Below are 24,972 nucleotides of genomic sequence, written 5' to 3'. Positions count from 1 at the left end.
TAGAGTTAGTGTAACTAGATATGTAAAGTTTTGTATTAGGATTCAACATTTCTGGGAGAAATCCTACACTAAAACAGCATAGAAAAACTGAAAGATGGCAACTAAAATTGAAGTCGAAAGTTTATTGCTTAATATAAAGCAGCTAAGATAATCGGCAGAGAGTAGGCTATATAGCTTTACAAAAGTTAAAAATTAATTGCGTGATAGTTATCGGGGAATGGATGCGATGAACAAATTAAGCTTTTATATGATTTTGTTACATAGTTTATTTTTAGGGATAGCAACGGCTAGTGCCAAGTCACCATCTTTTAACAAAGTTGATACCGAGTTGTCAGTCAAACATAAGGTTGTAAAAGGTGTAGTTACAGGCAGAATTGGAGAGAAATCTAATAGTCAGTTAACCACAGAAACTTCTCCAACTAATATTTCAGCTTTATCGCTAAAAAATATTAATCTTTCTCAGGAAAAGAAGCTACCTTCGGGACAAGTTTGGGTAGTTAATCAAAAGAAACATGCACAGCCTCAACCGTTCATTTGGGTAGTAAAAGATCCTAAAAAAGCGGGGCAGCAACCATTTTTACAAGTTGCAAAACCGAATGCCAAGCCTAATCCTAGTAAACCAGTAGCAAAGGATGATTTAGAGGCGTTTGACGAAGTAATCAAAGATACCCAAAAGTCAGGGGGATTATTCACCCTTTATCGCAATAAAGAAAAGAATAAAATTTATCTAGAAATTAAGCCAGAGCAACTCAATAAAAATTACCTAGCTACGGCAACGCTGGAATCAGGTATTGGCGAACGGGGTATTTACAGTGGTATGCCTCTACAAGATTTTTTGTTTTATTTCCAACGGGTGGATGATAAACTAAACTTTGTCATTCGCAATGTGAATTTTCGCACTCGTGAGGGAGATCCCCAGGCGCGATCGCTAGCCCGGTCTTTTAGTGACTCTGTTCTCTACAGCATTTCCATTAAAAGTATTCATCCACAACGCAAAACTTTTCTCATCGACTTGGGCGATTTACTACTGGCAGATTTAGCTGGATTATCTGTAAGTTTAGGAGTCCCAGGAAGCACAGACCAGTCTTATTTTGGTACTGCTAAAGCTTTTCCCCAAAATTTAGAAATCGAATCAGTTTTGAATTTCTCTGGTGGTACTGGCCGTGAAAGTGAAATAGCAAGCTTTGCGTCGCTAGCTGACAACCGTGGCTTTACCCTGCGTGTCCACTATAGTCTCTCGCAACTACCTGATAAAGATTATCGACCGCGTATTGCTGACGATCGCATCGGCTATTTCATCACCGCCTACCAAGACTTATCCAAAGACGATCGCGGCGATTCTTTTGTCCGCTACATCAATCGCTGGCATTTGGAAAAACAAGACCCAAAAGCAAAAATTTCTCCACCCAAAAAACCGATTGTCTTCTGGATTGATAACGCTGTGCCTTTAGAGTACCGCGATGCGATGAAAGAAGGTGTCCTGATGTGGAACAAAGCCTTTCTCAAAGCTGGATTCAAGGATGCAATTGAAGTCCGCCAAATGCCAGATGACGCCACATGGGACCCAGCAGATATTCGTTACAACACGATTCGCTGGATTAACACAGTCGATGGCTACTTTGCAATGGGGCCATCCCGCGTTAACCCCTTGACTGGAGAAATTTTGGATGCAGATATTCTCGTAGATGCCAGCTTTGTCAGGCTACTAAAGAGTGAGTATCGCAAAATCGTCCAACCTAGCCAACAATCTAGCCAAACACAAAATCGCACTACTTTATCAGCTTTGATGCAAAATCGTCTACTTTGCGCTAATGGTTTAGATGCGAAAAACAATGGTATGCCCCAGCAAATGCAAGGGGAACAGGGGTTGTTGAGTCGTTTATCAAAAATGGCAGGCGAGTACGATTTATGCTACGGGATGGAAGCTGCTAACCAGTTTGCCGTTGGTTCATTGGCGATGTCACTGCTGCCAGATACTATGGCCACTCCAGATCAGGTGAAAGAATATATCAATCAATACTTACGTTTAATCATTGCTCACGAAGTTGGACATACTCTTGGTTTACGTCATAACTTCCGTGGTAGTACACTGCTAGCACCGGAGGAAATGAATAATACGGAAATTACCAAAACTAAAGGTTTGACAACTTCTGTGATGGACTATATTCCCCCAAATATTGCCCCTCAAGGGACAAAACAGGGAGATTATTTTCCCAGTATGGTGGGGGTTTATGATGAATGGGCGATTAAGTATGGTTACATAGCAATTCAAACATCAACTCCTCTAGCAGAAAAGCCAATTTTGGAGGAAATTGCAGCAGAATCTTACAAGCCAGAGTTGAGTTATTCCACAGATGAAGATGTCTATGACCTTGACCCAACTGCCAATGCTTGGGATAACAGTGGTAATGTGCTGCTTTATTCTCAGTGGCAATTGAATAATTCGCGGGTGATGTGGGAACGTCTCGATAAACGTTATCCATTGGCTGGTGATAGTTACAGTGATGTGAGCGAACGTTTTAGTACAGTATTGGGTAACTATTTCCAGCAAATATATTACACCACAAAATACATTGGGGGACAATCTTTCTATCGCATCCGCCCTAACGAGATAGCCTCCGAGAAAGTCTCTGAAGTCGGCCAACACCGATTACCATTTGAACCAGTACCAGTTGAACAACAACGGCAGGCCTTAGAAACCCTACAAAAATACGTATTTGCAGAAGATGCCCTGAGTTTTTCACCCGAACTACTGAATAAATTAGCACCTTCTCGCTGGCGACATTGGGGTAGTTCTCCTCAAGTTGGTCGTTTAGATTATCCAATTCATGACTTGGTGCTACTCATGCAGGGTTCTGTGTTGCGGGATTTATTCTCAGGCGATCGCCTCTCTCGCCTCAAGGATATTGAACTCAAAACAAAGCCCGAAAATGCACTGACTCTACCTGAACTATTTGAAACTTTGCAATCAGGTATTTGGACGGAAGTCATCAAACCAAAAGGTAAACCAATGAAGATTACCAGTTTACGGCGAGGCTTGCAGCGTCAATATCTGGACATTTTGACTGGTATGGTATTGCGAAAAGAATATGTTCCTGAAGATGCTCGTACTCTAGCTTGGTATAAACTCAAACAACTAGATGAGAAACTCAAGGGGGTTAATTCCGAGGATGAATACACCAAAGCGCACTTACTAGAAACGCGCGATCGCATCGAGAAAGTCTTAAACGCCCCGTTGCAAGGGAATTAAAAAGTTAGGAGTGAACAGTGAGGAGTTAATAATAAAATTCCTAACTCCTAACTCTTATACCAATTTAATGTGAAGTTGCATATATCTTGATCCCCCTAAATCCCCCTTAAAAAGGGGGAATTTGATAGTTTTTCCGGTTCCCCCCTTAATAAGGGGGGCTAGGGGGGATCGAATTCTATGCAGCTTCATAAAAAATTGGTATTAACTACTCAACGCCTTTAAGAACCGTTGTAAACTCTTAAACACATTGGGCTTTCTTGTGGGTGTCGCGTCTGTTGTTGTTTGCGGTTGTCCTTTTAAAACAATGAGATCCAAATCATCACCAGATGGTTTTGTGGGTAATTCGGCAATTCTTTGATATTCGCCAGCGGTGTCCAGCCAAACTTCCCACTGTCCTGGGTAGCAGCGATATAGGGCACTTTCATCGTCTATGGGGCGCACGTAATAGGCAGATTCAATCGTACTGATAAAGCGATCGCGGATTTTTCTCGCTGTATAACCAATGCCCACGGTTCCAGAATCTTCTAAGCGAGGATTTAACAAGACTAAAGGGCGATCGCCTATTACTTCACATAACTTTTCTAACTGCGGTACTTCTACAGATGTGGGGGCGATGAATAAGAAAATTTCGTCCTCTGGCTGAATTTTTGTCTGCAAGGAAGCAGCCCTTCCCGTACCGATATCCAAAATTTGAAATGGTGCATCAGCCCAATCGCGGCGGGCGAGGGCCGCAGCCCCAGCGTCAGCAAAGAAAATCTTCAAACGGGAATCGTATTCTGTAAACGCAGGTAGAAATTGTTCCGCCACCGGCATAAACTTGAGTTCTGGGAACAGGAACTCAACTTGTATGCGAGTGCAGCCATCTGCAAGGGCAGCTTGAACGGCTATACGAGATTGGGCGATCGCATCTTCAAGACTATTTGGAAGTTCACTCATAATCTACATGGTGCTCTAGTGTCTACTCCTATTGTTTCAGTATTGGCTCTTAATTAGGACTGACGCAGAGGAGATCGCTCAACTCCTTTAAAAAGCAGGGGTGTTTTATGCGATCGGGTAGAAATTTGGTAATCGACTACGGAGCGATCGCTCGACCAGTTAAAACCTATTTCATACCAGTACAATGTCTTCTTTTTATAACTTTAGTTATATCTCTATTGATTCTCAATAGTGTTCAACTTGAGTATTTTCTCATCAAGTATGAATTATAAATCATCAAATATCTCAACTGAACTCAGTCGCCAGCAGGAGGAGACTTAGCACAATATTTTTTATACTATCAAATAAACGTTATAAACAAATTAGGTAACAGTATATGCCTCTTCATAAACTTGAACACTTTGACCAAAACTATCGAGAAACTTTTGGTGTAGACGACATTAAAGCGCTGGATGTTTATACTGAGGGAGGAGAAAGAGTAGGCTCCGTGGCTGATGTTTTAGTTGATGACGATGGTCATTTTCGGTATTTAATTATTGATATAAGCTTAGATTTTGCTAGCAAGAAAATATTGCTACCAATTGGTCTTTCCCGGATCAATTATCCAGAAAGACGCGTGTATGTTGACGGGTTAAGCAGACAGCAAATAGAAAATTTACCCGATCACAAAGAAGATGCGATCCTTGATAAGGATTATGAAGAAAATGTCCGTGGTGTATTTCGTTCTTTAACCAGCGGTGTGACTTACGATCGCGATACATACAATTATCAGAAAGAACCAGATTTATACGGGTTAAATGAGCAATCTGATCAAACTTTTAGACTCTATGAAGAACGATTAATTGCCAACAAACACCGCATAAAAACTGGAGAAGTAACCGTTGGTAAGCACATTGAAACAGAAACTGCACGCGTTACGATACCTATTCAAAAAGAACGAGTTCTGATTGAGCGAGTTATGCCAACAGAAGCAGGAAAGGTTCTAGATCCCAATGAAATTAAGTTTCAAGAAGGGGAAGTAGCACGCATAGAAGTGTATGAAGAAACGCCTGAGATACATAAAGAAGCCTTTGTGCGTGAAGAAGTCCGGGTCAAGAAAGTAGTAGAACGGGACACTGTGGAAGCACAAGACACCATTCGTCGAGAAGAGTTAGATGTCGATACTGCGGGGAATTTAAATGTGCAAGAAAATGGGATGACTACCCATGAAGCTCTTTAATTAGCTAATTAATAAGTTTGTTTGGTAGATTTATCTAAAATAATCATGCAGGTAAAATTATACCATTTTGGATTTTAGATTTTGAATTGGGAATTGCTGTGTGTATTCTGTGAATACTCCATCTATAAAATTCTTTTTTCAAATTGGTATTAATTTTTATCTATATCTGTGTTTCTTAAACCAAAAAGTTCCCAATTTATTAGATAGCTTGGGAACTTTAACCTTAAAAAAATTTACATATTGATAAATCGCGTCAAGATGTAAAGCTTTGTTGTGAGATTTTAATATCTCTGGCAATACATGCATTAAGGCTAGATATATTTTTACAAAAAAGTGAAAGACTCACAATTTGTATGTCTTTATTTAGCTATCTTGATAAACAATTTCTATAACTTTTGATTGTTTGGTATTGGAAACAATTCATTCGCCAGAAGGAGGTATACAAATCAAAAAATGTCTAGTTTAGTTATTAAGAGATGAAGAAAAATTTTTTGAGGTTAAATATAATGGTTCTTTACAAATTAGAAGATTTTGAGCCTAACTACCGGGAAACCTTTGAAGGTCACGATATTAAGGGGCTTGGAGTATATACACAAGGAACTGATGAAAAAATTGGCACTGTTAGCGACGTTTTAGTGGATGAGGAAGGTCATTTTCGCTATCTAGTTGTTGACTTAGGATTCTGGATTTTTGGTAAGAAAGTATTGCTACCACTTGGTCGTGCCCGTATCGACTATAACGTTGACCGCGTGTACACAATTGGCTTGACTAGAGAGCAAGCAGAAGATTTACCTGAGTTCAATGAACGCCAAACCCTTGATTACGACTATGAAGAACGGGTGCGTGGTGTATATCGTCAACCCACAGACTATACCCCTCCTGTAGAAGCTTCAGCACCATTAGATACAACACCCACTTACGCCCGTGATACCTACAATTACGAACGTGAGCCTTCTTTATACGGGTTAAATGAGCAAGATCATCAAACTCTGAGATTGTATGAAGAACGGCTGATTGCCAGTAAACGACGCCAAAAAACTGGAGAAGTAACGATTGGCAAGCATGTTGAGACTGATACTGCACGGGTTGCAGTGCCCATAGAAAGAGAACGAGTTGTGATTGAACGTGTAACTCCAACAGATGCGGGTACGTCTGTCTCTGGGCGCGAAGCAGATTTCCGTGAAGGCGAAGTTGCTCGCATAGAAATTCACGAAGAAACTCCTGATGTTCGCAAAGAAGCATTTTTGCGTGAAGAAGTTAGAGTGAGAAAAGTGGTAGATCAAGACACAGTTGAAACTCAAGAAACTGTGCGTCGTGAAGAGTTAGATGTGAATTCTGGTAATCTTCCGATTCAAGAACACTAACTAAATATAGTCATTAGCTAGTAACTAATGACTAATAATTAATTCGACACAGTGCAGGTGAGGCTGTTGAATTAGCTTTACCTGTACTTGCAATAATTGATCCCAGGTTAGATTTTGGATTGCGAATTTTACTCTTGATTCACAAACGTTTTCTAAATGGTATCAAAGTGACTAATTTAATTTAGCTAAATAGAAAGCAGTTCATAAATTTTGTATATGAATAGCCAACTGATGGCAAAAAACATTAGGCAGACAAACGGTAATCCTGGCACTACTAGCACCTCACTGGCAGAGTTAAGAAAGAAGGTGAGTAATTTTTCTGTCTTCGATAAGGAAGGTCAGCTAGTAGGAATAGTTCATGATTTAATTGTGGATGCTAATCGCCGGCTAAACTTAGTTATATCTAGGCAGTTGAATCAGCAAACTGTAGAACATGGTCAGCAGTTAGCCGATAAACATCCTTCTTTATTTCGCTTGCAGAGCCAGAGAATAAAACAAATTGACAAGCCGAATAAATCTGTTTTCATAGACTTAAACAAATCAGAAATAGAGTATATGCCTGAATATTTAGAAACAGAAAAACCAGGCGATAGCAACTCAACTGAGCAACTAGCGAATAATCAAACTACAAATAGCCTAGTTAATACCGTAAATTTAGAGCAGGCTACTGAAGAACAGATTATTCGTCTACTAGAAGAACGACTAGTTGTTGAAAGCAGTAAGCGTAAAGTTGGTGAGGTGATTGTTCGCAAAGTAATTGAAACCCGGATGATACAAGTTCCTGTCCGGCGTGAAAAACTGATTGTGGAACAAGTTAGCCCAGAACACAAACAACTCGCAGAAATTGATTTAGGAGAGGGAGAAATTGCTGGCGTTGACTTGACCGACGTAGAAAGAGTTGAATTTACTACAGGTTTTGACAGCGGTTTAACGGTAAGCAGCGAATTTAGCTCACCTAAAATTGCTAGTTTATTATTGAATGCGATCGCACTAGAGCAAAATCACGGCTGCAAGCGAGTGCGAGTGACCATTGCTGTGGAAGATGAGTCACACCAGAAAAAATATCAGGAGTGGTTTGACCGCTGTTCTAAAGGTCAATCACTAAAGCCAGAAAAATAAGTTTCTAGCAGATAAATTACTAGGGTGGACAATGTTCACCCTATTTTTTTGCTGATTTCAGAAAATAAAGGTGAAGTTTCCGTTCTGCTAACTCTCCCTTGTGGAGAAGTTCAATGTCTCCAAAGCAACTTAATTTACAATACTAAGCAGTTGCCGTTCTTTTGGCTACTTGCAATGAAATTTCGACTGAAGAGACTTTCACGGAAGAAACGACAGCATCTGATCCCACCTATTCAGATTCAAGTTCGAGATGGAAAATTTGAGATTATGGGTATGGGTGTATGGCATTCCTACTGGCGCGATCCCTATCATCTCCTGCTAACGATTCCCTGGACTGGCTTTCTGATCCTTATCTGTACTTTTTATATAACTATTAATGCTCTATTTGCCCTAGCTTACTTGATAGGAGGAGATTGTATTGCCAACGCCCGACCTGGCTCTTTTTTAGATGTCTTTTTCTTTAGCGTGCAAACCCTGGCATCCATCGGCTATGGGGCAATGTATCCTAAAACAACTTACGCCAACATTATTGTCACCATTGAAGCAATGATCGGTTTGGTGGGAATTGCTGTGATGACAGGACTAGCGTTTGCTCGATTCTCTAGGCCTACAGCTCGTGTGCTTTTTAGTCGTGTAGCAGTAATTACATCTCATAATGCGATGCCAACTCTCATATTTCGCACCGCTAATCGGCGTCGCAATATGATTCTGGAGGCGCAAATGCGAGTCTACTTGATGCGCGACGAAGTAACCCTAGAAGGGCAATTCATACGTCGATTCTACGATCTCAAACTGCTGAGGAGCCAAACACCTAGCTTCACATTAAGCTGGTCAGTGATGCATGTGATTGATGAGTTTAGCCCTCTATATGGGATGACACCAGAATCGTTAACCCAGACAAATACTATGGTGATCATCTCTTTGAGTGGCATTGATGAAACGGTTGCACAGGTTGTTCATGCCCGTCATAGTTATGGTGCTAATGAGATTTTGTGGAACAATCAATTTGTCGATATCTTCCACCACACACCCGATGGATATCGCTACATTGATTACAACCGCTTCCACGATGTTTTACCTTTAGATGAAAAGAGTTGAAATTTCTGAAAGTTATTCGCAAGTCTGATTGAGTTGTGGTTGTAAGGGTTTAACGACCACGCGACCATTTTCAACTACAGTGCAACTTTTAACTATGTTCTTACTGTGGTTAACTGGCACATCCGGGCACTGGTTCTGGTGGCAGATGTTTTGCTCCTGTTGTTGGTTGAGGACGACGACACAAGAGGCGCAGGAGGTGAAGGACATATAACGTATTTTGATCTCTATATTAATAATTATCGCGCTACTGATGCTGTTTGGCTGAAAAATTTGCTACCCATGATGTGCTAGCCTACCATCCTGAAATTTAATTTAGTGCCGATTATTACGTATATGCGAAACTATGGATGTAAGTACTTGCTTTCTTGTGCTTTTAGCCTGTGTAAACAGGAAAGCGGTTATAGATCCCGCCCCGCTTTCCTCTCTGCCCAAAATTGTTTGGCAGGGTTAGACAGTGGGTTTTTATAATGAAAAAATTTTTGAGATATGTGGGTTTAGGTTTACTATCTACTTTATTGACTGCTACTCCCGGATTGGGAGCTGAACGCATTAGCTTTTTTTACCCTCCCTTTGGCGAATTTTCTTTATCTGTGGACTCGCTAGAAACTTTTGCTAAAGAAGGCAAAATCGATGACGAACTTTCCTTTTACGCTAATCGTGCTACTTCTGAACAAGTTGCTCAACTGCGTGATTTACTCCAACAAAGGTTCAATGTAACTCCTACACTAGTATCTCAAGTTACCTACTCACCTATCGGCGAGCAGCTGATGCGACGTTTAGGAGAATTACTCCTCACTGAGTCTCGAAATAATGGCTTCTATGCTATACGTGCCTCTTTGATTTTGTCTGCTGCTGATCAAGAGGGTTTAACAGTGGTGAATTTGCTGCGTAAATTTCCCAGCAATACTATGCGGGTGAATTTCACAGAGGGGTTAAGGATAGTCGATGACTTGTCGCAATTGCTCAAAAGAAAGGATGAAATTATTGCCTCTCTTCAAAAAGAGGCGATCGCACAAGCAGCAAATTCAACTGTTGACTTCTCGAAAAAACTAGATTTGCGATCGCCAGGACAATTCCGCTCGCAGAAAAAAACCTTCGAGCTAAATGACTTTTCTCGTAATCGCCGTCTACCGGTGGATATCTATTTACCTACAACTCAAAACTTACAACTCAAAACTCAAAACTCTCCATCACCTCCCTTTCCCCTGATTGTCATTTCTCATGGTGTCGCCTCAGATCGTTCTCCCTTTGTCTACCTGGCTGAACATCTAGCATCCTATGGTTTTGCCGTTGCTGTTCTGGAACACCCTGGTAGTAATGCCGAACGCATTCAACAATATTTTGCAGGTTTGGCGGGGCCGCCAGAAGCAGCAGAATTTATCAACCGACCTTTGGATATCAAATATCTACTTGATGAACTCGAACGTCTAGACAAATCTGATCCTACCCTCCAAGGAAAACTCAATTTTCAGCAAATTGGGGCGATCGGTCATTCCTTTGGCGGTTATACGGTTTTGGCTCTAGCAGGGGCAAAGATTAACTTTGAGCAACTACGCCAAGATTGTAGTCCCAATAATTCATCGTTTAATTTGTCGCTGATTTTGCAGTGCCAAGCAACTGAGTTACCTCCGGGAAATTATGAACTCAAAGACGATCGCATCAAGGCCATAATTGCGATTAATCCCATTGATAGTTCAATTTTGGGTCAGGAGGGAGTCAGTCAAATTAAAATTCCGGTAATGCTGGTAGCAGGTAGTCAAGATATTTTTGCTCCACCCGTATTTGAGCAAATTCGTCCCTTTACCTGGCTTTCGGACTCCAATAAGTACCTGGCTTTGATCGAAAACGCTACCCACTTTTCAGCGATCGCTGAACCTACTGCTGAAAACGATATCTTACCTGTACCACCTGCCTTGCTAGGCCCCGATCGTGATGCTGTTTATTCCTATCTCAACGCCCTTAGCCTAGCTTTTGTAGAAACCCATATCCTCAACCGTCCTGAATACCGTTCTTATTTGCAGCCCTCCTACGGCACATTCATTAGTAAAGAGCCGCTTAATCTCAGTCTTTTACAGTCATTGCCAGTAGATCAGTTCAATCAAATTTGGAATGGCTCAACTCCCCAGTCAAGCAAAGCATCAAATCCTCAACCAACTTCTTTTTAGGAGGCAGAAGACAGGAGGCAGATCGCTTTTAGCGTCTCCCCTTGGGAGAAAGCAGGAGGAAGGAGTAAGCAGATTGAACTGTGGGGATAATTACTAATTACGTAAATATACGGAGTGTAGCTTTAGGCATAATCATCAATTAGGAATCATATTGACTTATAGTTCAGATCCCCAACTTCCCTAAGAAGTTGGGGATCTTATTGTTGATGGATGATTGAAGTTTGCTATAGACAAGGCAAGTCTCAAGCCTTACTTTGATAAACTCAAAGCTAAACCTAAAGAAATTAGCATTTGTCTTAAAGTTTGGTAGATAATTCAAGACAATCATTTAGCCTGCTCCTACTCTTTTCAAAAAATAAAAATCATCAACCTTTATTTTCAATAAAACAGTAAATTTACTGATGCAATTCTGTGAGTTTATTTGGAGCTAACTATTGCAACCATAAGGCAAAATGCTATATGTCTTTTTTGTCTCTAAGCTGTGAATTAGACATAGCAATTTCCCAAAAAAGTGGCTCTTTGTCAGGGAATTAAGATATTTATACTGAGGGATTCATAAAAACTTATTTAATAAAATCTTTTATATATATATGCTTGTCGTTAAGAAGTATTAAGAAATCCTTATTAAAGAATATTGCAATGCCTTGATTTAATTGCTAACGTGTGTATGACAACGATGCTGATGAGCGCTCGGATCTAGGAGACATAAAATCTATGAGCTACATGCATTCAGTCAATTGTGTTAGGGTTTGACGGGTTAAAAACGAGAAATTTCTGCCTCGTATAGACAATTATGAGGGATTGCAGATTAACCAAGAAATATCTCGTTGCCAAAGGCTTAGTTTCAGTTTCAGTTTGATTTCAATTGTGATTGATTATTTGTCTTACCTTGTGCCGACAAGCAAGTAGCTCTTGATTGTGTATATCGGCAATAACGAAGAGTTTGGTAGGACTTAGATTTTGGAGGATAAAACGAATGGAGATTCAAGGTAAAGTTGCCCTAATTACAGGGGCTTCTCGTGGAATTGGACGAGCGATCGCTCTCGAACTAGCGCAACAAGGCATCAAGCGGCTGATATTGGTGGCACGCGATCGCCAAAAGTTAGTCGAGGTAGCCGACGAAATTGAGGCTATGGGAACAAAAACTGCGATCGTAGCCTTAGATTTGACGCAGACAATTGATGTAAATATCGCTGTTGCCCAACTGTGGCGCAATTTCGGACAGATTCACCTGCTGGTTAACTGTGCGGGAGTCGCATACCAAACCTCGTTCTTACAATCTAAAATGCCCCAAGTTCAAGAAGAACTCTCTGTGAACTTGTTAGGAATGTACAACCTAACTAGTTTGATTGCTAGACGCATGGCCAGCCAAAGACAAGGGACAATTGTCAATGTATCGAGCCTGATGGGGAAAGTGGCGGCACCAACGATGGCGACATACTCAGCAACCAAGTTTGCCATCTTAGGATTTACCCAAGCCTTGCGCCAAGAACTAGCTGAACACAATATTCGCGTCATTGCATTATTGCCTTCCCTGACAGACACAGACATGGTGCGCGACTTAAAACTATTTCGTTGGGTGATCCCCATGACTCCCCAGCAAGTGGCGAAAGCACTCGTTACCGGAATGCAAAATGATTCACCAGAAATTTTAGTCGGATGGCAAAGTCATTTAGCGGTGTTGTGTCAACGCATCGCGCCTTGGTTGCTAGAGCTAATTTTACGAATAGCAGCTCCGCCAGCACCAAGAAGACAACGACCTATGGAAAAACTTATCCCTTCGCGTAGCGTCTCGTAGAGAAGGGGAGACACCGAGAGCGATCGCTGACTCAACACTCAGCATTCCTGAACAAACTTGTCCGAAATCTTCAGTCGTTTAGCTTTATTCTTGTGCAACAAAGCAATGCTCACAGTGCCAAGAAATGCTAATAAGCTGAAAGTAGAACTAGATTCAGGAACAGACTTAGGATTCTCAATTTTGAGAACTTGTCCAAGTCCAGGGCGATCGCCTCGGTTTGTCACGTAGATAGCACCATCAGCACCAATAGTCAAAGCAGTAGGAGACTCTAATCTATTGCCACTAAGAATAGTTGTGCGAGTTCCATCAGTCGCTATTTTAATCACAGCACCATCTAGATTACCTTTCCAGAGTGACTGATTAGCGTACTGCAAAGCATATAAATTACCCTCAGCATCAAAATCTAAGTCAGTAAGTTGGGTAAAGCCATCGGTATAAACTGTTGGTTGACCATCAGCACCAATTCGATAGATTTTTGCTTCACCTTCTGGAAAAGGAAAACCAGTTAATTCGCTAATATAATAAGCGCCATCTGGGCCTTTAGCGATATTTGTCGGTACTGCTTGGATTTCAAATGGCGATGATGATGGGCCAGAGGGGAAAATTGGATTAGTTAATATCTGTCGGGGAATTGTGGCGATCGCCTTTAAATTACTGCCATCAGTACCTACGCTGAGTAACTCATTAGCACCAGTATCAACTGCAACAATCTTATTTCCATCTAAAAGAAGAGAGAAGGGATTGCTAATTAGATCGCCTTGATCTGGATTGTTTGCAAGTTCATAATTAGCTAAATCAGCAACACTAGTCCACGAATTTGTATTGAAATTAGCAGTAATGATTTTTCCTAAGTCAGTATTACCTAATGCCGCCCGAAATGTGGGATTTGAACCATACCCAATTGCAATATAAGGCTTGCCAGTAGCATCAAATTTGATATCTTGAGGCCCAGAAGTATCAGTACCATCTGGTAATGCTAAAGAAGGAAGTCCTGTAAGTATACGTTCTTGCGTACCATTTGCAATTTTGGTAACTGCACCAGTTGTGCCATAACATAAAGATTGGTTGGCAACGCTCGGTGAAGGAACACAAGCTCCACTCCCGCCTGTTCCTGCTTCGGTGACGTAGAGATTCCCATCAGTACCAAAAGTTAGACCTCGTGGATTATTAAGACCATCAGCAATTACCGAAAATGATGCCGCCTCTGCTGCTTTCATTCCCGAAAAAGCAGCAATACAAACACTCAAAAATGTAATTCCAAATTGTTTTAGTTTCATGAGACTCCTCCTAAAATTAAATTTGCCTAAAGCATAGAATAGAAAATTTTATCTTGAAAAATAATAATATTTAATGTTTATAGTTTTTGGGGATTTTACAGCTTACTTTAAAAGAAGGAAACAGATCCAAGCCCAGAAATTCAGGTTTTATCTGGATTTCTGAATTTTGAGTTGTATCATACCATTTCCAAAAATCTTTGCAACATAATGAATCGGCTATAGAGGCGTACAGATGTACATCTCTAGCAACAAAATTAAATAGAATTGCTGTATATTCTCTAACGCTTTTTATACAAGTGTGATATTCCAACTGTTGAACTACACAGATTTTGCGGGACTACAAGGCGATCGCAGTTTGCATCAATACATAAAGTTACAGAGCAGAAATTGCTGTGCGATCGCATAATTAGACATACCTTGTTTCGGAGCAAACAGAAATGCTTTCTTTCCCTACAACTCTGACTCCTTTGCCCGAAATCATTGATGGCTTACCGAATATTTCTGGTTGGGAAACAGAGGTTCTCTCTGTAGTTAACCAAGATCAACCAGTATTTTTACCCACAACGAATATCCGCTTAGAAGACGTAAATGCTGTGTTTGCGATCGCCTTACACATGCACCAGCCAACTATACCTGCTGGAAATGGCGGTACACTGATCAGCAATCTGCAATATATGTTTGAACATCCTCATGAAGGGGATAACCACAATGCAGATCCTTTTGCCCATTGTTACAGCCGCATAGGTGACTTGATCCCCGAACTTGTAAGTCAAGGTTGCAATCCGCGTGTGATGTTGGATTACTCTGGTAATCTGCTGTGGGGACTGCGGCAAATGGGACGCGGTGATGTTCTGGATAATCTTAAACGGATTACTTGCGATCGCACCTACCAACCTTATGTAGAATGGCTGGGTACAATGTGGGGTCATGCAGTTATTCCTTCCACACCCATAGCAGATATTAAATTACATATCGTTGCATGGCAACATCACTTTGCCGCAATTTTTGGCTGGGAAGCACTAGCGCGAGTCAAAGGATTTTCGCCTCCAGAAATGCACCTACCAAATCACCCTGATGCTCTCTTTGAATTTGTGAAAGCACTGAAAGAATGTGGATATCGCTGGCTACTTGTTCAAGAACATTCTGTAGAAACTCTTACTGGTCAATCTCTCGCTTATAAACATTTACCACATCGTCTAATTGCCCGTAATTCTCAAGGTGAAACAATTAGCATCCCAGCGTTAATTAAAACCCAAGGTTCGGATACTAAATTAGTTGCTCAGATGCAGCCTTATTATGAAGCGAAGACATTATCCAAACAACAAATTGGTAGTGTATTTGTGCCACCAATTGTTAGCCAAATTGGCGATGGTGAAAATGGCGGCGTGATGATGAATGAATTTCCTAGCGCTTTTAAACAAGCGTGGTGGGATATGGTAAATAACAGCGGAGGAAAATCAGGTGTTGTTGGAGTGTGTGGTACAGAATATTTAGAATTAATCGAAGCTGCTGGATGCAAACCTGAAGATTATCCAACTTGTCAGCCAGTGGGACAACATCAAATTTGGGAGCGAGTTTCACCAGATAATACTCAACCGCAGGCTGTAGAGAATGCCATTCAAGAATTAAAGCAAACAAACTCTAATTTTCATCTGGATGGAGCATCGTGGACAAATCATATCAGTTGGGTAAAAGGATATGAAAATGTGTTGTCCCCCATGTATCAATTAAGCAGTTTATTCCATCAAAAATTTGATCCATTACAACAAGTTGACTCAGCAGAACCTGTAACCAGACAATCTCATTATCGTAATGTTCTTCTACATAACCTGTTGTTGCAAACCAGTTGTTTTCGTTATTGGGGACAAGGTGCTTGGACTGATCACGCACGGGAAATTTACCAACGTGGCGAAAGCTTGCTGCAAACGACTGCGAGATTATAGATCAATACAGTTCAGATAAGCTCAAAATCCTTATGTAGAGACGCGATTTATCGCGTCTTCAAAGACCCAATACTTAGCTGAGGTTTAATCAAACTAAAGGCAATAGGATTTCAAATTTTGTACCGATACCAGTCTGTGAATGAAAATTCAATTTACCGCCATGTCTCACAGTAATAATTCGATAACTTACCGCTAAACTAGTATTTTTACCATTCTTTGTTTCAAGTGAAAAAGAATCCGTAATTTGCTGTTGTAATTCTTGAGACATTCCAGAGCCATTGTCAGCAATACGAATTAAAACCCAGCGAGAATCTGGTGCATTTGGATTACTTGCTTCTTGTGAAATAACTTCTGTGGTAATCTCAATTCGGGGTTTTTGAACAGTTTTTGTCTCGTCTAAATGCAACTGCTGTCGCACTGCTTCATTGAGTAAAGTATCCACAACTTCACTTAAAATATTCAACAAAACCTGGTTTAGCTGCCCCATAAAGCAATATACGGGCGGTAATTGTCCGTAGTATTTGACGATTTCAATTTCTCCTTGAATCCGGCTATTTATTAACAGAATAATACTATCTATACAGGCATGTAAATCTACTGGTTTAGGATATAGTTCATCTATATGACAGAAGTTTTGTAGACTGGTGACGAGTTTCTTTAATCTTTCTGCTCCAGTGCGGATACTGGCAAGCGATCGCGACAAATCTTGTTCTAAAAAATCAAATTCAATTTCTTCTTTGATCTGATTAATTGCCTGAGAAACTGATGGTAACTCTTGATCGTAAGCTGCTATCAGTTTGAGTAAATCTTGGCTGTAGGTTGAAACATAAGTTATGTTACCCCAAATAAAACCTACTGGGTCTAAAATTTCATGCGCTACGCCGTCAACCAAACGCCCCAGATTTGCCATTTTATCATTTTGAATCAATTGGGCTTGGCTACGCTCATACCGCACTAGATTGTCGATTCCTCGAATTTGCCAAGAAATAATATTCAATTCTTGGACATCTAACAATCTATAAGCACCAGATTCGGTTTGTACTACAATTGGTTCTGCTAATAATTCTGGCGATCGCTTTAAGCTAAGTTGCATCGTAGTTAAAATCGATGTTGTATCTGTAACCAGCAACATCGGCGTTCGCGCATAGCTGTAGAGAACGGCTAATGGTTGCTGAACAAATAACTCTTGTCCGAATGGGCGAATTAAAAATTCCAGCAGCCGCCGCCGGGAAATCATTCCAATGAATTGTCCCTGTTCTACCAAAATTACTCCTGGTAACAGGGGATATTTTTCCAAAAAACTAGCCACTTCCATACCAGTGTGGTTGATTTCCACCGTGAAGTTATACATTGGTAGCTCTTGGAGGGTTGAATCCAAACCAAGATCGCGATCGCTACCCTCAGACAAAAATGGCGGTGAGATTTGGTAACTGAATTCTTCTGGCACTAGACACCCTGATTTTTTCAAAGACAGGTAAACAATAAGTTAATATTTTACATTCTGCCACCCTCAAAATCCGGTTTTGGTTTGGGTATTTAGTAAGACTAGTGGGGTCTGTCAAGGTGAAAATCTTTCTCAGGTGACTGGAAGCAATTGGCGTGCGATTTCTGATTTGGGTGGAGAATATTTAGAGAGCGATGTCTACGACGGGCTACGCCTACGCAAGCTACACTAAAAACAACCTTTACAAAGAGTGCAAAGGTAGCGTTATGACCTCTGTAACCAATCCACCCAACGCCCTCACCCCTTTTCCTGACCATACCCAGCTTCCTGATTCCGATGGCACTTTCGTGTTCGCGGAGCGTGCCGGAGGCAAAAACTGGCAAGAGCATCCTCAAAGCATCTTACTAACTGACTCGATTCAACCTATCATCGAGGAATTAAATCCTGAAGGCCAATATTGCATTGGTCAGGACTTAGGCATTTACTGGCGCTTGACTGATCCCCCTGAAAAAGGCGCAGAAGCACCGGATTGGTTTTATGTACCGAATGTACCGCCTACACTAAATGGGCAAACACGACGTTCTTATGTATTGTGGCGAGAGTTTATTGCTCCGTTGATTATCTTAGAATTTGTCTCTGGGGACGGTAGTGAAGAGCGAGATAAAACTCCTTGGAAGGGTAAATTTTGGATTTATGAGCAAGTAATTCGTCCTCCCTTCTACGGCATTTATGAAGCGAGTAAGGCCAGTATAGAAGTTTATCATCTGATTGAAGGACAGTATCAGATTTTACCAGCAAATGAACGAGGACATTATCCCATTGTTTCTTTGGGTGTTGAATTAGGTTTATGGCAGGGAGTTTATCAGAATGTGGAATTACCCTGGCTGCGTTGGTGGGATTTACAAGGTAATTTGCTGTTGAGTGGGGATGAAAGAGCAGAACGAGAACGTAAAAGAGCAGAAAAAGAACGCGAAAGAGCCGAACAAGAACGCGAAAGAGCCGATCGCCTAGCGGCCCAATTGCGATCGCTCGGCGTTGAACCAGAAGCATGATATTTTACTAGAAATTACGAATTACGAATTACGAATTAAAAAAGGCTGGTGTAAAACAGTCATCTGTGGCTTAATTTGTTTAGACACAAATTTTACTGCTACCAGGGTAATCACGATGACAAATAAACCTCCTTCCGAACCGGAGTCATCCCAAAGAACTGCCCTTGGCTTTGATGAATTTATAGCCATTTTGGTTGCCTTCACCACTATCGGAGCGATTCTTTTTTGGTCATTGTCCCGCAGGGATTCTAGCTTAGACTTAAACGGGCTGCTGTCGCCTTCCCCCACTCCGTCTTCTAGTGTTCAACCAAATCAAGTATTGACTTCCCCTACTCCCAAGGTAGAACCAAATGCAGTGCCGAAAAGCATTCTACCCTATTCTCCACCTGGGGCTGTTGTTGAACCCACGACACCTTCATTCCCAACTAATAGCGCAACTCCTTCTGGCGCAGTGTTGCCATCTACTCAGGTAATCCCAACTCAATCCCCACAACCACCTGTATCCTCTTCAACAGAAGTTGAGTCGACGATTGTATCATCAGCATTGCCTTTAGTAACTCCGGCAAAACAAAAATCAATCATTCCGCCGCCAATTGCATTTAACGATGTGCCGACTGACTTTTGGGGTCGGCGTTTTATAGACGTTCTTTCTTCCCGTGGTATTCTCAAGGGGTTTCCTGATTATTCTTTTAGACCAAATCAGCCTGTAAACCGCGCCGAATTTGCTGCTATACTGCAAAAGGCTTTTGAGCAAAAACAGTCTAAGACTGCGATCGCATTTCAAGATGTACCAGCAAAATTCTGGGCAACTCCAGCAATTGACCAAGCCATTAGTGCCGGATTTCTCAAAGGCTACCCGAAACAATCCTTCAAGCCACAACAAAATATTTCACGAGTGCAAGTTTTAGTTGCCCTTGCCAGTGGGTTAAATCTGCAAGCACCCACTTCCCCAAATAAGATTTTAAGTGTCTATAAAGATGCTAAAGACATTCCAACTTATGCTACTAGCAAAATAGCCGCTGCTACAACCAATGGTCTGGTAGTTAACTATCCAAATTCACAAGTCCTTGATCCCAACAAAGTAGCTAGTCGGGCTGAAGTAGCGGCGATGATTCATCAAGCTTTAGTAAAACAGGGCAAGTTGGAGGCAATTCCATCTCAAAATATTGTGCGTAGGCGTAGCCCGCAGCAGGCATCGCCCAAAATATCTCCAGGAGTTTTGCAGACTCCAAAACAGAACCTAAATGGTAAATTGTCTGCCGGAGGTTCGTCTCAACAATAATTCGTAATTCGTAATTAAACTAAGGGTTAGAGTCCCTTATTTATAAAGATCGTAGCGTTATTGATCGGGATTTAGAATATATCTATAACGTAATTACGAATTGTTAATGAACTTGTAGGGAATTTAGCGAGAAGTCTGATTGCCGACTTCCGGCGATCAGACTTCTGTGATTTGAAATTAGAGCGTACTCCTATACAGAAGCAAGCTATGGGTAGCGTCTGTCTACGACATGCTCCCGCGTTCGTAGAGAAGCGATAATCAGATATTAAGCTTCTGGAATTTCTTTACCGACAACTTGTGATTTAAGAGTGGTGATTTCACTAGTTAACTCTTTCCTGGTTGAGGCTTTGAGTAAATAGCGGTAAACAAACCAGGCAGAGTAACCAATACCAATCAACTCAAAAGTAGGTGCTACCAAGGGTATATCATTCAAAGCATCTAATATTGCCAAGAGTACTTTAACCCCAACAATTGATCCCACAATTAAACCAACAGTGACCAGTGGTTGCTTATATTGATTAAAGAAGCTTCCCAGATATTCTGGCAATGTTGCTAAAAAGCTAGAAATTTGCTCACCGTATTTTAGCCATTCATCTTGAGACTGTGCGGGAGGCTGGATTTTGGTGATGGTTCCCGTTTGGTTGTTGATCTCTGCCACTGTAGTCTCTTTAGATGCGGTTTCCGTAAATTCTTGTTCTGGCATTTTCACTCCCATAAATTTGACAGTTGAGTTTTTCTAATCTGGATAATTACAACCAAAAGGCTGTTGATTAGGTAATGCACAAGTGCATCATTACAATTGGGTGAAGGTCACAAAAGGGTTTTAGTGTCCTATAACCATAATTGCCCCGTAATATCTACTGCATCAACTACAAGGTAGACAGTCAGTAGGAGGATAGAATTCAGAAGGCAGCAAGATGTATTATAATCAACCTTCTGATACTATTTTTTAGAATCAACTGGAATCCTCAGGTTGTGATTATCCCATTCCGTGTCATTTGCTCATAATCGTACTAAATCTAAGTACAAATCATGCAAAAATCAGTCCACCTCTCATTTATATAAGCCTAGAAGCGGATTTTATCTGATATTAAAGCTATCTTAGACCGCGTTCGTCAATTAACCCATTCGTATTGATATTAATACGTAATAAAAATTTTTGTGTGTTCATACAGACTAGACTTTTAACTTATTTTATGATAAACGTGACTCGATACTGGGGGATGAGGGAGAAGATAAGCTAATCGTCATTCATTTTTCCAGACTGATTCGCTTGTAGTAAGGGCTTCAGCCCTGGTGTTATGCAACTTAAATGCTGATTAGCTTAGGACAAAGGGAAAAGGATAAAGAAACAAACCCCTTCCCCCTTCCCCTTTACCCTTTACCCTTTTTCATAATCGCCCATGACCCATATCCAACAAATGTCAAACCTTTTGTTTTTTTTCCTGATTGTATTAATTTTATAAGGAAGCAGTAAGGTAGAGTAGTGGCGTACCTGATGGCAAAAACTAATTGCTATCAACCGCATATTGAGGAAAGTGTTGTGGTAAAGAGAAAATGCTCTCTGGCGGGTCATTAGTGCAGAAAACTATTCATTGCTGCTGACAAAAGTGAATTCTGTACGCCTTCGTAAGTTTACTTAGGAGCATTGCTATCAAAAGCACTCATATAATATAAGGTTATGCTAATTATCTAATAAGCAACGATTTGCTCTTGCGATAAAAGAAGATAATGTAGATGTTAATGACTAAATTGAAGTGTTTGTACAAGCTAGACTAATTTGGTGATTTTTGTGGGAAGGCAAGGAGGTTTGAGAAATGCCAACTCAAAAGCCAACCCCTATCGACAGCAGTTCAGAAAGCAAAAAAGTGCCAGCCGAAGAACCATCGACAGACGAACTCCCAACTATAGAATTTCCCTCACGAGGGAAACTCAAAGCTAGTTCTTGGCGCATCCATCAAAAAATTGGCTATGGTTACTTTGTAGCGATCGGAATTGGCTTTTTTGGCTCACTGACTGGGTTGGTGATCGCCAACTACTACCGGGGAAGGGAAGTCAGACAATTCAATCAAGCCTATGAACAAGGACAACTACTGAGTAATTATAAAGATGCAGTCATTGGGGCGCAATTACATAGCTCTAACCTAGTTGCTGTATTAGAAAATTCACAACAACTGCAAAGCAAAAAAGCTGATTTTCTGAAGAATGTTGAAAAAGCCAAGCAATTAGAGTCAAAAATTGGTGGATTTATTGACAGTAAACCGAAAAGACTAGCAGCAACAAGTTCGACTTTACAGACTTTATTGCTGGATTACCAGACTAATTTAAAAGCTTACGTTGACCAAATAGAGGTAGTCTTACAGGAAATTGATTCTCAGCAAGTGCAGCCTGAGGAGATTTCCTCTGCCCGATCGCAGTTATTAACAATAATGCGTGGTGGAACAGCCATGCGGCTAGACCAGCTTTCGCAAAACTTGACTAACATCCTGCAAACTGCTGAAGATCAAGAGCAAGAAAGGCAAAAAGCCGTTGAGCAGGCGAAAATCGTTGAGCGATTCATCGTGATCATGAGTATGCTGGTTTCGGTAGCGATCGCAGCTATTGTAGCTTGGCGTACCAGTCGCGCGATCGCTGAACCAGTTATCACTGTCACCCAAGTAGCTGAACAAGTTGCAAGAAAACATAATTTTGATTTGCGAGCGCCCGTTACCACTGAAGATGAAATCGGCTTACTCGCCAAATCTCTAAATCGTCTGATTGAGCGGGTATCTGAGCGAACAAAAGAATTACAACAAGCGAAAGAATTAGCCGAAGCTGCAAGCAAAGCAAAAAGCATATTTCTGGCCAATGTCAGCCACGAATTACGCACACCATTAAATGCTGTCATTGGTTTGAGCCAACTTCTAGAAGATGACGCCACCGATCTTGGTTTATCGGGAGACTTTATCACAGACTTAGAAACAATTAACGCTGCTGGTAAGCATTTACTGCACTTGATTAACGAAATCCTCGACTTGTCAAAAATTGAAGCGGGGAAAATGACCCTCTATCCTGAGACATTCGAGATTGGGACGCTGATTCATAACGTCGTCCTCACAGTCAAACCAGCTATAGAAAAAAATGCCAATGTTTTAGAAGTGGATTTTGATGAGCAACTTGGCACCATGTACGCTGATCAAACTAGGATGCGGCAGGTATTGTTAAACTTACTCAGCAACGCCAGTAAATTCACTACAAACGGCAAGGTGACGCTGACAGTCAAGAGAGAAAAAGATGAATTCCGACCAGAGGCTCCTTTGGGCAGCATTACTTTTACCGTTACCGACACAGGTATAGGTATGTCTCATCGTCAACAGCAGCAGTTATTTCAACCTTTTACACAAGGAGATACTTCGACTACGAAAAAGTATGGAGGAACGGGACTGGGGTTAGCAATTAGCCGTCACTTTTGCCAGATGATGGGTGGTGAAATTATTGTCAAAAGTCAGCCGGGAATTGGTTCTACTTTCACCATTCGTCTGCCAATGACTGTACAGGATTGAAGAGTAAGGTGTAAAGGATGCATTTAAAACCTTTCCCCATTCCCCATTCCCCATTCCCCATTCCCTTTGATTTTTATTTGCTCTAGACTCGACCTTAATGCACCTTTGTCAGATCATAAAGAATGATTAAGAAAAACGAGTATAGACAAACATGATAAAAATGCTAGCTGAAAACTTGATGGGGATTGAAGCAAGATTACAAATTAATTGGGTTTGGCTAAATGCCAGCTTACAGTTTGCTATTTGGGGAATTTTTTCACTTTTACTCGCTGAAGTCTTGAGAGACAGCTACCATGCTTTGTGTCACCAAGTCAATTGGCTTGCTAAATGGCACAACAAGCACCACATGGCTTATCGCCGCGATTTATCGATAGTTTCCCTGAAAGTTTACCAAGAATCCCAGCTATATCACGACATTTTAGAGTCGAGTCTACTGCTGATGGTATTGGTAGTCATTGCCTTAATTGTCCAGCAAATGGGGTTATGGCTAGGAGTAGTTTATGCTTGCACCTTCTTGTATGGCGCGTCTGTGCGATATTTTCAGGGAAAAATTGATACAGACTACAACCACCTACCCGGCCCTTTAGAAACAATTCCATCCATTTGGTGGGTGAATCGGTCTTACCATTGGCGGCATCATTTTGATGATGTCAACGCTTACTACAGTGGTGTCTTTCCCTTGGTGGATAAAATTCTTGGTACAGGACTGTCTCTCAAGGGTAAAACCATCGCTTTAACCGGAGCATCAGGAGCCTTGGGTCAAGCGTTGACGGCTGAACTTGTAAAGAATAATGCTAAAGTTGTCGCATTAACCACTAATCCAGAAAAATTAGTAGAGCAAGCTGGGGTGAAGGTAATTCCCTGGCAGTTGGGTAATGAAGCTAATTTGAGGGATAGTTTAGAGAAAGTAGATATTTTAATTATCAACCACGGAGTCAATGTCTACACCAGCCGTACACCAGAGGCTATCAACTCTTCTTATGAGGTGAATACCTTTTCCGCATTGCGGTTGATGGATATATTTTCGACAACTGTAACAGGGCCACAAGCAAAAGCAACTAAGGAAATCTGGGTGAATACTTCTGAGGCTGAGGTTTCTCCAGCGCTGAGTCCGCTTTATGAACTCAGCAAGCGATCGCTAGGAGATATGATTACCCTTAAGCGTTTGGATGGGGATTGTGTAATTCGCAAGTTAATTCTTGGCCCATTTAAGAGTCAACTGAATCCTTATGGAGTGATGTCTGCACCGCAAGTTGCTCGTGCTATCTTATTTTTGGCACGGCGAGACTTCCGAAATATTATTGTGACAATAAATCCTCTTACCTATCTACTATTTCCCTTAAAAGAAACTAGTACATGGTTATACTATCGAATCTTCAGCCGGACAGCCAAAAGTTAGTTGATAATTTCCAGGTAATAACCCAGATATCAATACGGTTCGGTTAAGGCTTTTTGATGAAAATTTTAGATCACAAAGATTCGA

At 41.1% G+C, this 24,972-nt stretch carries 19 protein-coding genes; 15 read left to right on the top strand and 4 right to left on the bottom strand.

Annotation, left to right across the window (positions count from 1 at the left end; all coding sequences use genetic code 11):
* Positions 1–226 precede the first annotated feature (226 nt).
* Positions 227–3,250 (top strand): zinc-dependent metalloprotease, encoded by a 3,024-nt coding sequence (locus tag ABF638_RS27270; RefSeq protein WP_435026023.1) that lies wholly within the window; start codon positions 227–229, stop codon positions 3,248–3,250.
* 201 nt (positions 3,251–3,451) lie between these two features.
* Here ABF638_RS27270 and ABF638_RS27265 read toward each other — a convergent pair whose 3' ends face one another.
* Positions 3,452–4,186 (bottom strand): DUF1995 family protein, encoded by a 735-nt coding sequence (locus ABF638_RS27265; RefSeq protein ID WP_435026022.1) that lies wholly within the window; start codon positions 4,184–4,186, stop codon positions 3,452–3,454.
* 107 nt (positions 4,187–4,293) lie between these two features.
* Here ABF638_RS27265 and ABF638_RS27260 point away from each other — a divergent pair, with 107 nt between their 5' ends.
* From ABF638_RS27260 to ABF638_RS27225, 8 genes are all read left to right on the top strand, one after another.
* Positions 4,294–4,458, top strand: a complete 165-nt coding sequence (locus ABF638_RS27260) for a hypothetical protein (RefSeq protein WP_435026021.1) — start codon at positions 4,294–4,296, stop codon at positions 4,456–4,458.
* Positions 4,459–4,562: 104 nt separating this feature from the next.
* A complete protein-coding gene (locus ABF638_RS27255) occupies positions 4,563–5,405 on the top strand; it encodes a DUF2382 domain-containing protein (RefSeq protein WP_435026020.1) in 843 nt (280 codons plus the stop codon).
* A gap of 506 nt (positions 5,406–5,911) precedes the next feature.
* Positions 5,912–6,769 (top strand): DUF2382 domain-containing protein, encoded by an 858-nt coding sequence (locus ABF638_RS27250; protein ID WP_435026019.1) that lies wholly within the window; start codon positions 5,912–5,914, stop codon positions 6,767–6,769.
* Between the two features lie 216 nt (positions 6,770–6,985).
* Positions 6,986–7,888 (top strand): YsnF/AvaK domain-containing protein, encoded by a 903-nt coding sequence (locus ABF638_RS27245; protein ID WP_435026018.1) that lies wholly within the window; start codon positions 6,986–6,988, stop codon positions 7,886–7,888.
* Between the two features lie 174 nt (positions 7,889–8,062).
* Positions 8,063–8,986, top strand: a complete 924-nt coding sequence (locus tag ABF638_RS27240) for an ion channel (protein WP_435026017.1) — start codon at positions 8,063–8,065, stop codon at positions 8,984–8,986.
* 105 nt (positions 8,987–9,091) lie between these two features.
* The gene (locus tag ABF638_RS27235; protein WP_435026016.1) at positions 9,092–9,277 is read left to right on the top strand and encodes a hypothetical protein; all 186 of its coding nucleotides are present in this window, start codon (positions 9,092–9,094) and stop codon (positions 9,275–9,277) included.
* A gap of 176 nt (positions 9,278–9,453) precedes the next feature.
* Positions 9,454–11,151, top strand: coding sequence for an alpha/beta hydrolase (locus tag ABF638_RS27230; RefSeq protein ID WP_435026015.1), 1,698 nt, complete (start codon positions 9,454–9,456; stop codon positions 11,149–11,151).
* 976 nt (positions 11,152–12,127) lie between these two features.
* Positions 12,128–12,949, top strand: a complete 822-nt coding sequence (locus ABF638_RS27225; RefSeq protein WP_435026014.1) for an SDR family NAD(P)-dependent oxidoreductase — start codon at positions 12,128–12,130, stop codon at positions 12,947–12,949.
* A gap of 38 nt (positions 12,950–12,987) precedes the next feature.
* On the opposite strand, the gene ABF638_RS27220 is transcribed toward ABF638_RS27225, so the two are convergent.
* Positions 12,988–14,226 (bottom strand): ScyD/ScyE family protein, encoded by a 1,239-nt coding sequence (locus tag ABF638_RS27220; RefSeq protein ID WP_435026012.1) that lies wholly within the window; start codon positions 14,224–14,226, stop codon positions 12,988–12,990.
* A 437-nt stretch (positions 14,227–14,663) separates the two neighbouring features.
* On the opposite strand from ABF638_RS27220, the gene ABF638_RS27215 reads away from it, so the two are divergent.
* Complete coding sequence (locus ABF638_RS27215) at positions 14,664–16,169, top strand: glycosyl hydrolase family 57 (protein WP_435026011.1); 1,506 nt, start codon at positions 14,664–14,666, stop codon at positions 16,167–16,169.
* Positions 16,170–16,257: 88 nt separating this feature from the next.
* On the opposite strand, the gene ABF638_RS27210 is transcribed toward ABF638_RS27215, so the two are convergent.
* Entirely contained in the window at positions 16,258–17,616 is a 1,359-nt protein-coding gene (locus ABF638_RS27210) for a sensor histidine kinase (protein ID WP_435026010.1), read from the bottom strand.
* A gap of 76 nt (positions 17,617–17,692) precedes the next feature.
* Here ABF638_RS27210 and ABF638_RS27205 point away from each other — a divergent pair, with 76 nt between their 5' ends.
* The 3 genes from ABF638_RS27205 to ABF638_RS27195 all read left to right on the top strand — a co-directional run bounded on the left by ABF638_RS27205 (position 17,693) and on the right by ABF638_RS27195 (position 19,947).
* Positions 17,693–17,845, top strand: a complete 153-nt coding sequence (locus tag ABF638_RS27205; RefSeq protein ID WP_435026009.1) for a hypothetical protein — start codon at positions 17,693–17,695, stop codon at positions 17,843–17,845.
* Between the two features lie 34 nt (positions 17,846–17,879).
* The gene (locus ABF638_RS27200; protein WP_435026008.1) at positions 17,880–18,665 is read left to right on the top strand and encodes a Uma2 family endonuclease; all 786 of its coding nucleotides are present in this window, start codon (positions 17,880–17,882) and stop codon (positions 18,663–18,665) included.
* A 115-nt stretch (positions 18,666–18,780) separates the two neighbouring features.
* Positions 18,781–19,947 carry an S-layer homology domain-containing protein gene (locus tag ABF638_RS27195; protein ID WP_435026007.1) on the top strand — a complete coding sequence of 389 codons (1,167 nt, stop codon included), beginning with the start codon at positions 18,781–18,783 and terminating at the stop codon, positions 19,945–19,947.
* A 265-nt stretch (positions 19,948–20,212) separates the two neighbouring features.
* Here the strand turns inward: ABF638_RS27195 and ABF638_RS27190 are convergent, their stop codons facing one another.
* Positions 20,213–20,662 (bottom strand): CAAD domain-containing protein, encoded by a 450-nt coding sequence (locus ABF638_RS27190; protein ID WP_181932075.1) that lies wholly within the window; start codon positions 20,660–20,662, stop codon positions 20,213–20,215.
* Positions 20,663–21,764: 1,102 nt separating this feature from the next.
* On the opposite strand from ABF638_RS27190, the gene ABF638_RS27185 reads away from it, so the two are divergent.
* Entirely contained in the window at positions 21,765–23,489 is a 1,725-nt protein-coding gene (locus ABF638_RS27185; RefSeq protein WP_435026006.1) for an ATP-binding protein, read from the top strand.
* Positions 23,490–23,640: 151 nt separating this feature from the next.
* A complete protein-coding gene (locus tag ABF638_RS27180) occupies positions 23,641–24,888 on the top strand; it encodes a bifunctional sterol desaturase/short chain dehydrogenase (protein WP_435026005.1) in 1,248 nt (415 codons plus the stop codon).
* Positions 24,889–24,972 lie beyond the last annotated feature (84 nt).

Origin of the sequence: Nostoc sp. CALU 1950 (assembly GCF_051172895.1) — a bacterium.
Classification (GTDB): Bacteria; Cyanobacteriota; Cyanobacteriia; order Cyanobacteriales; family Nostocaceae; genus Nostoc; species Nostoc edaphicum_A.
This window is presented reverse-complemented; position numbering and strand designations above follow the sequence as displayed.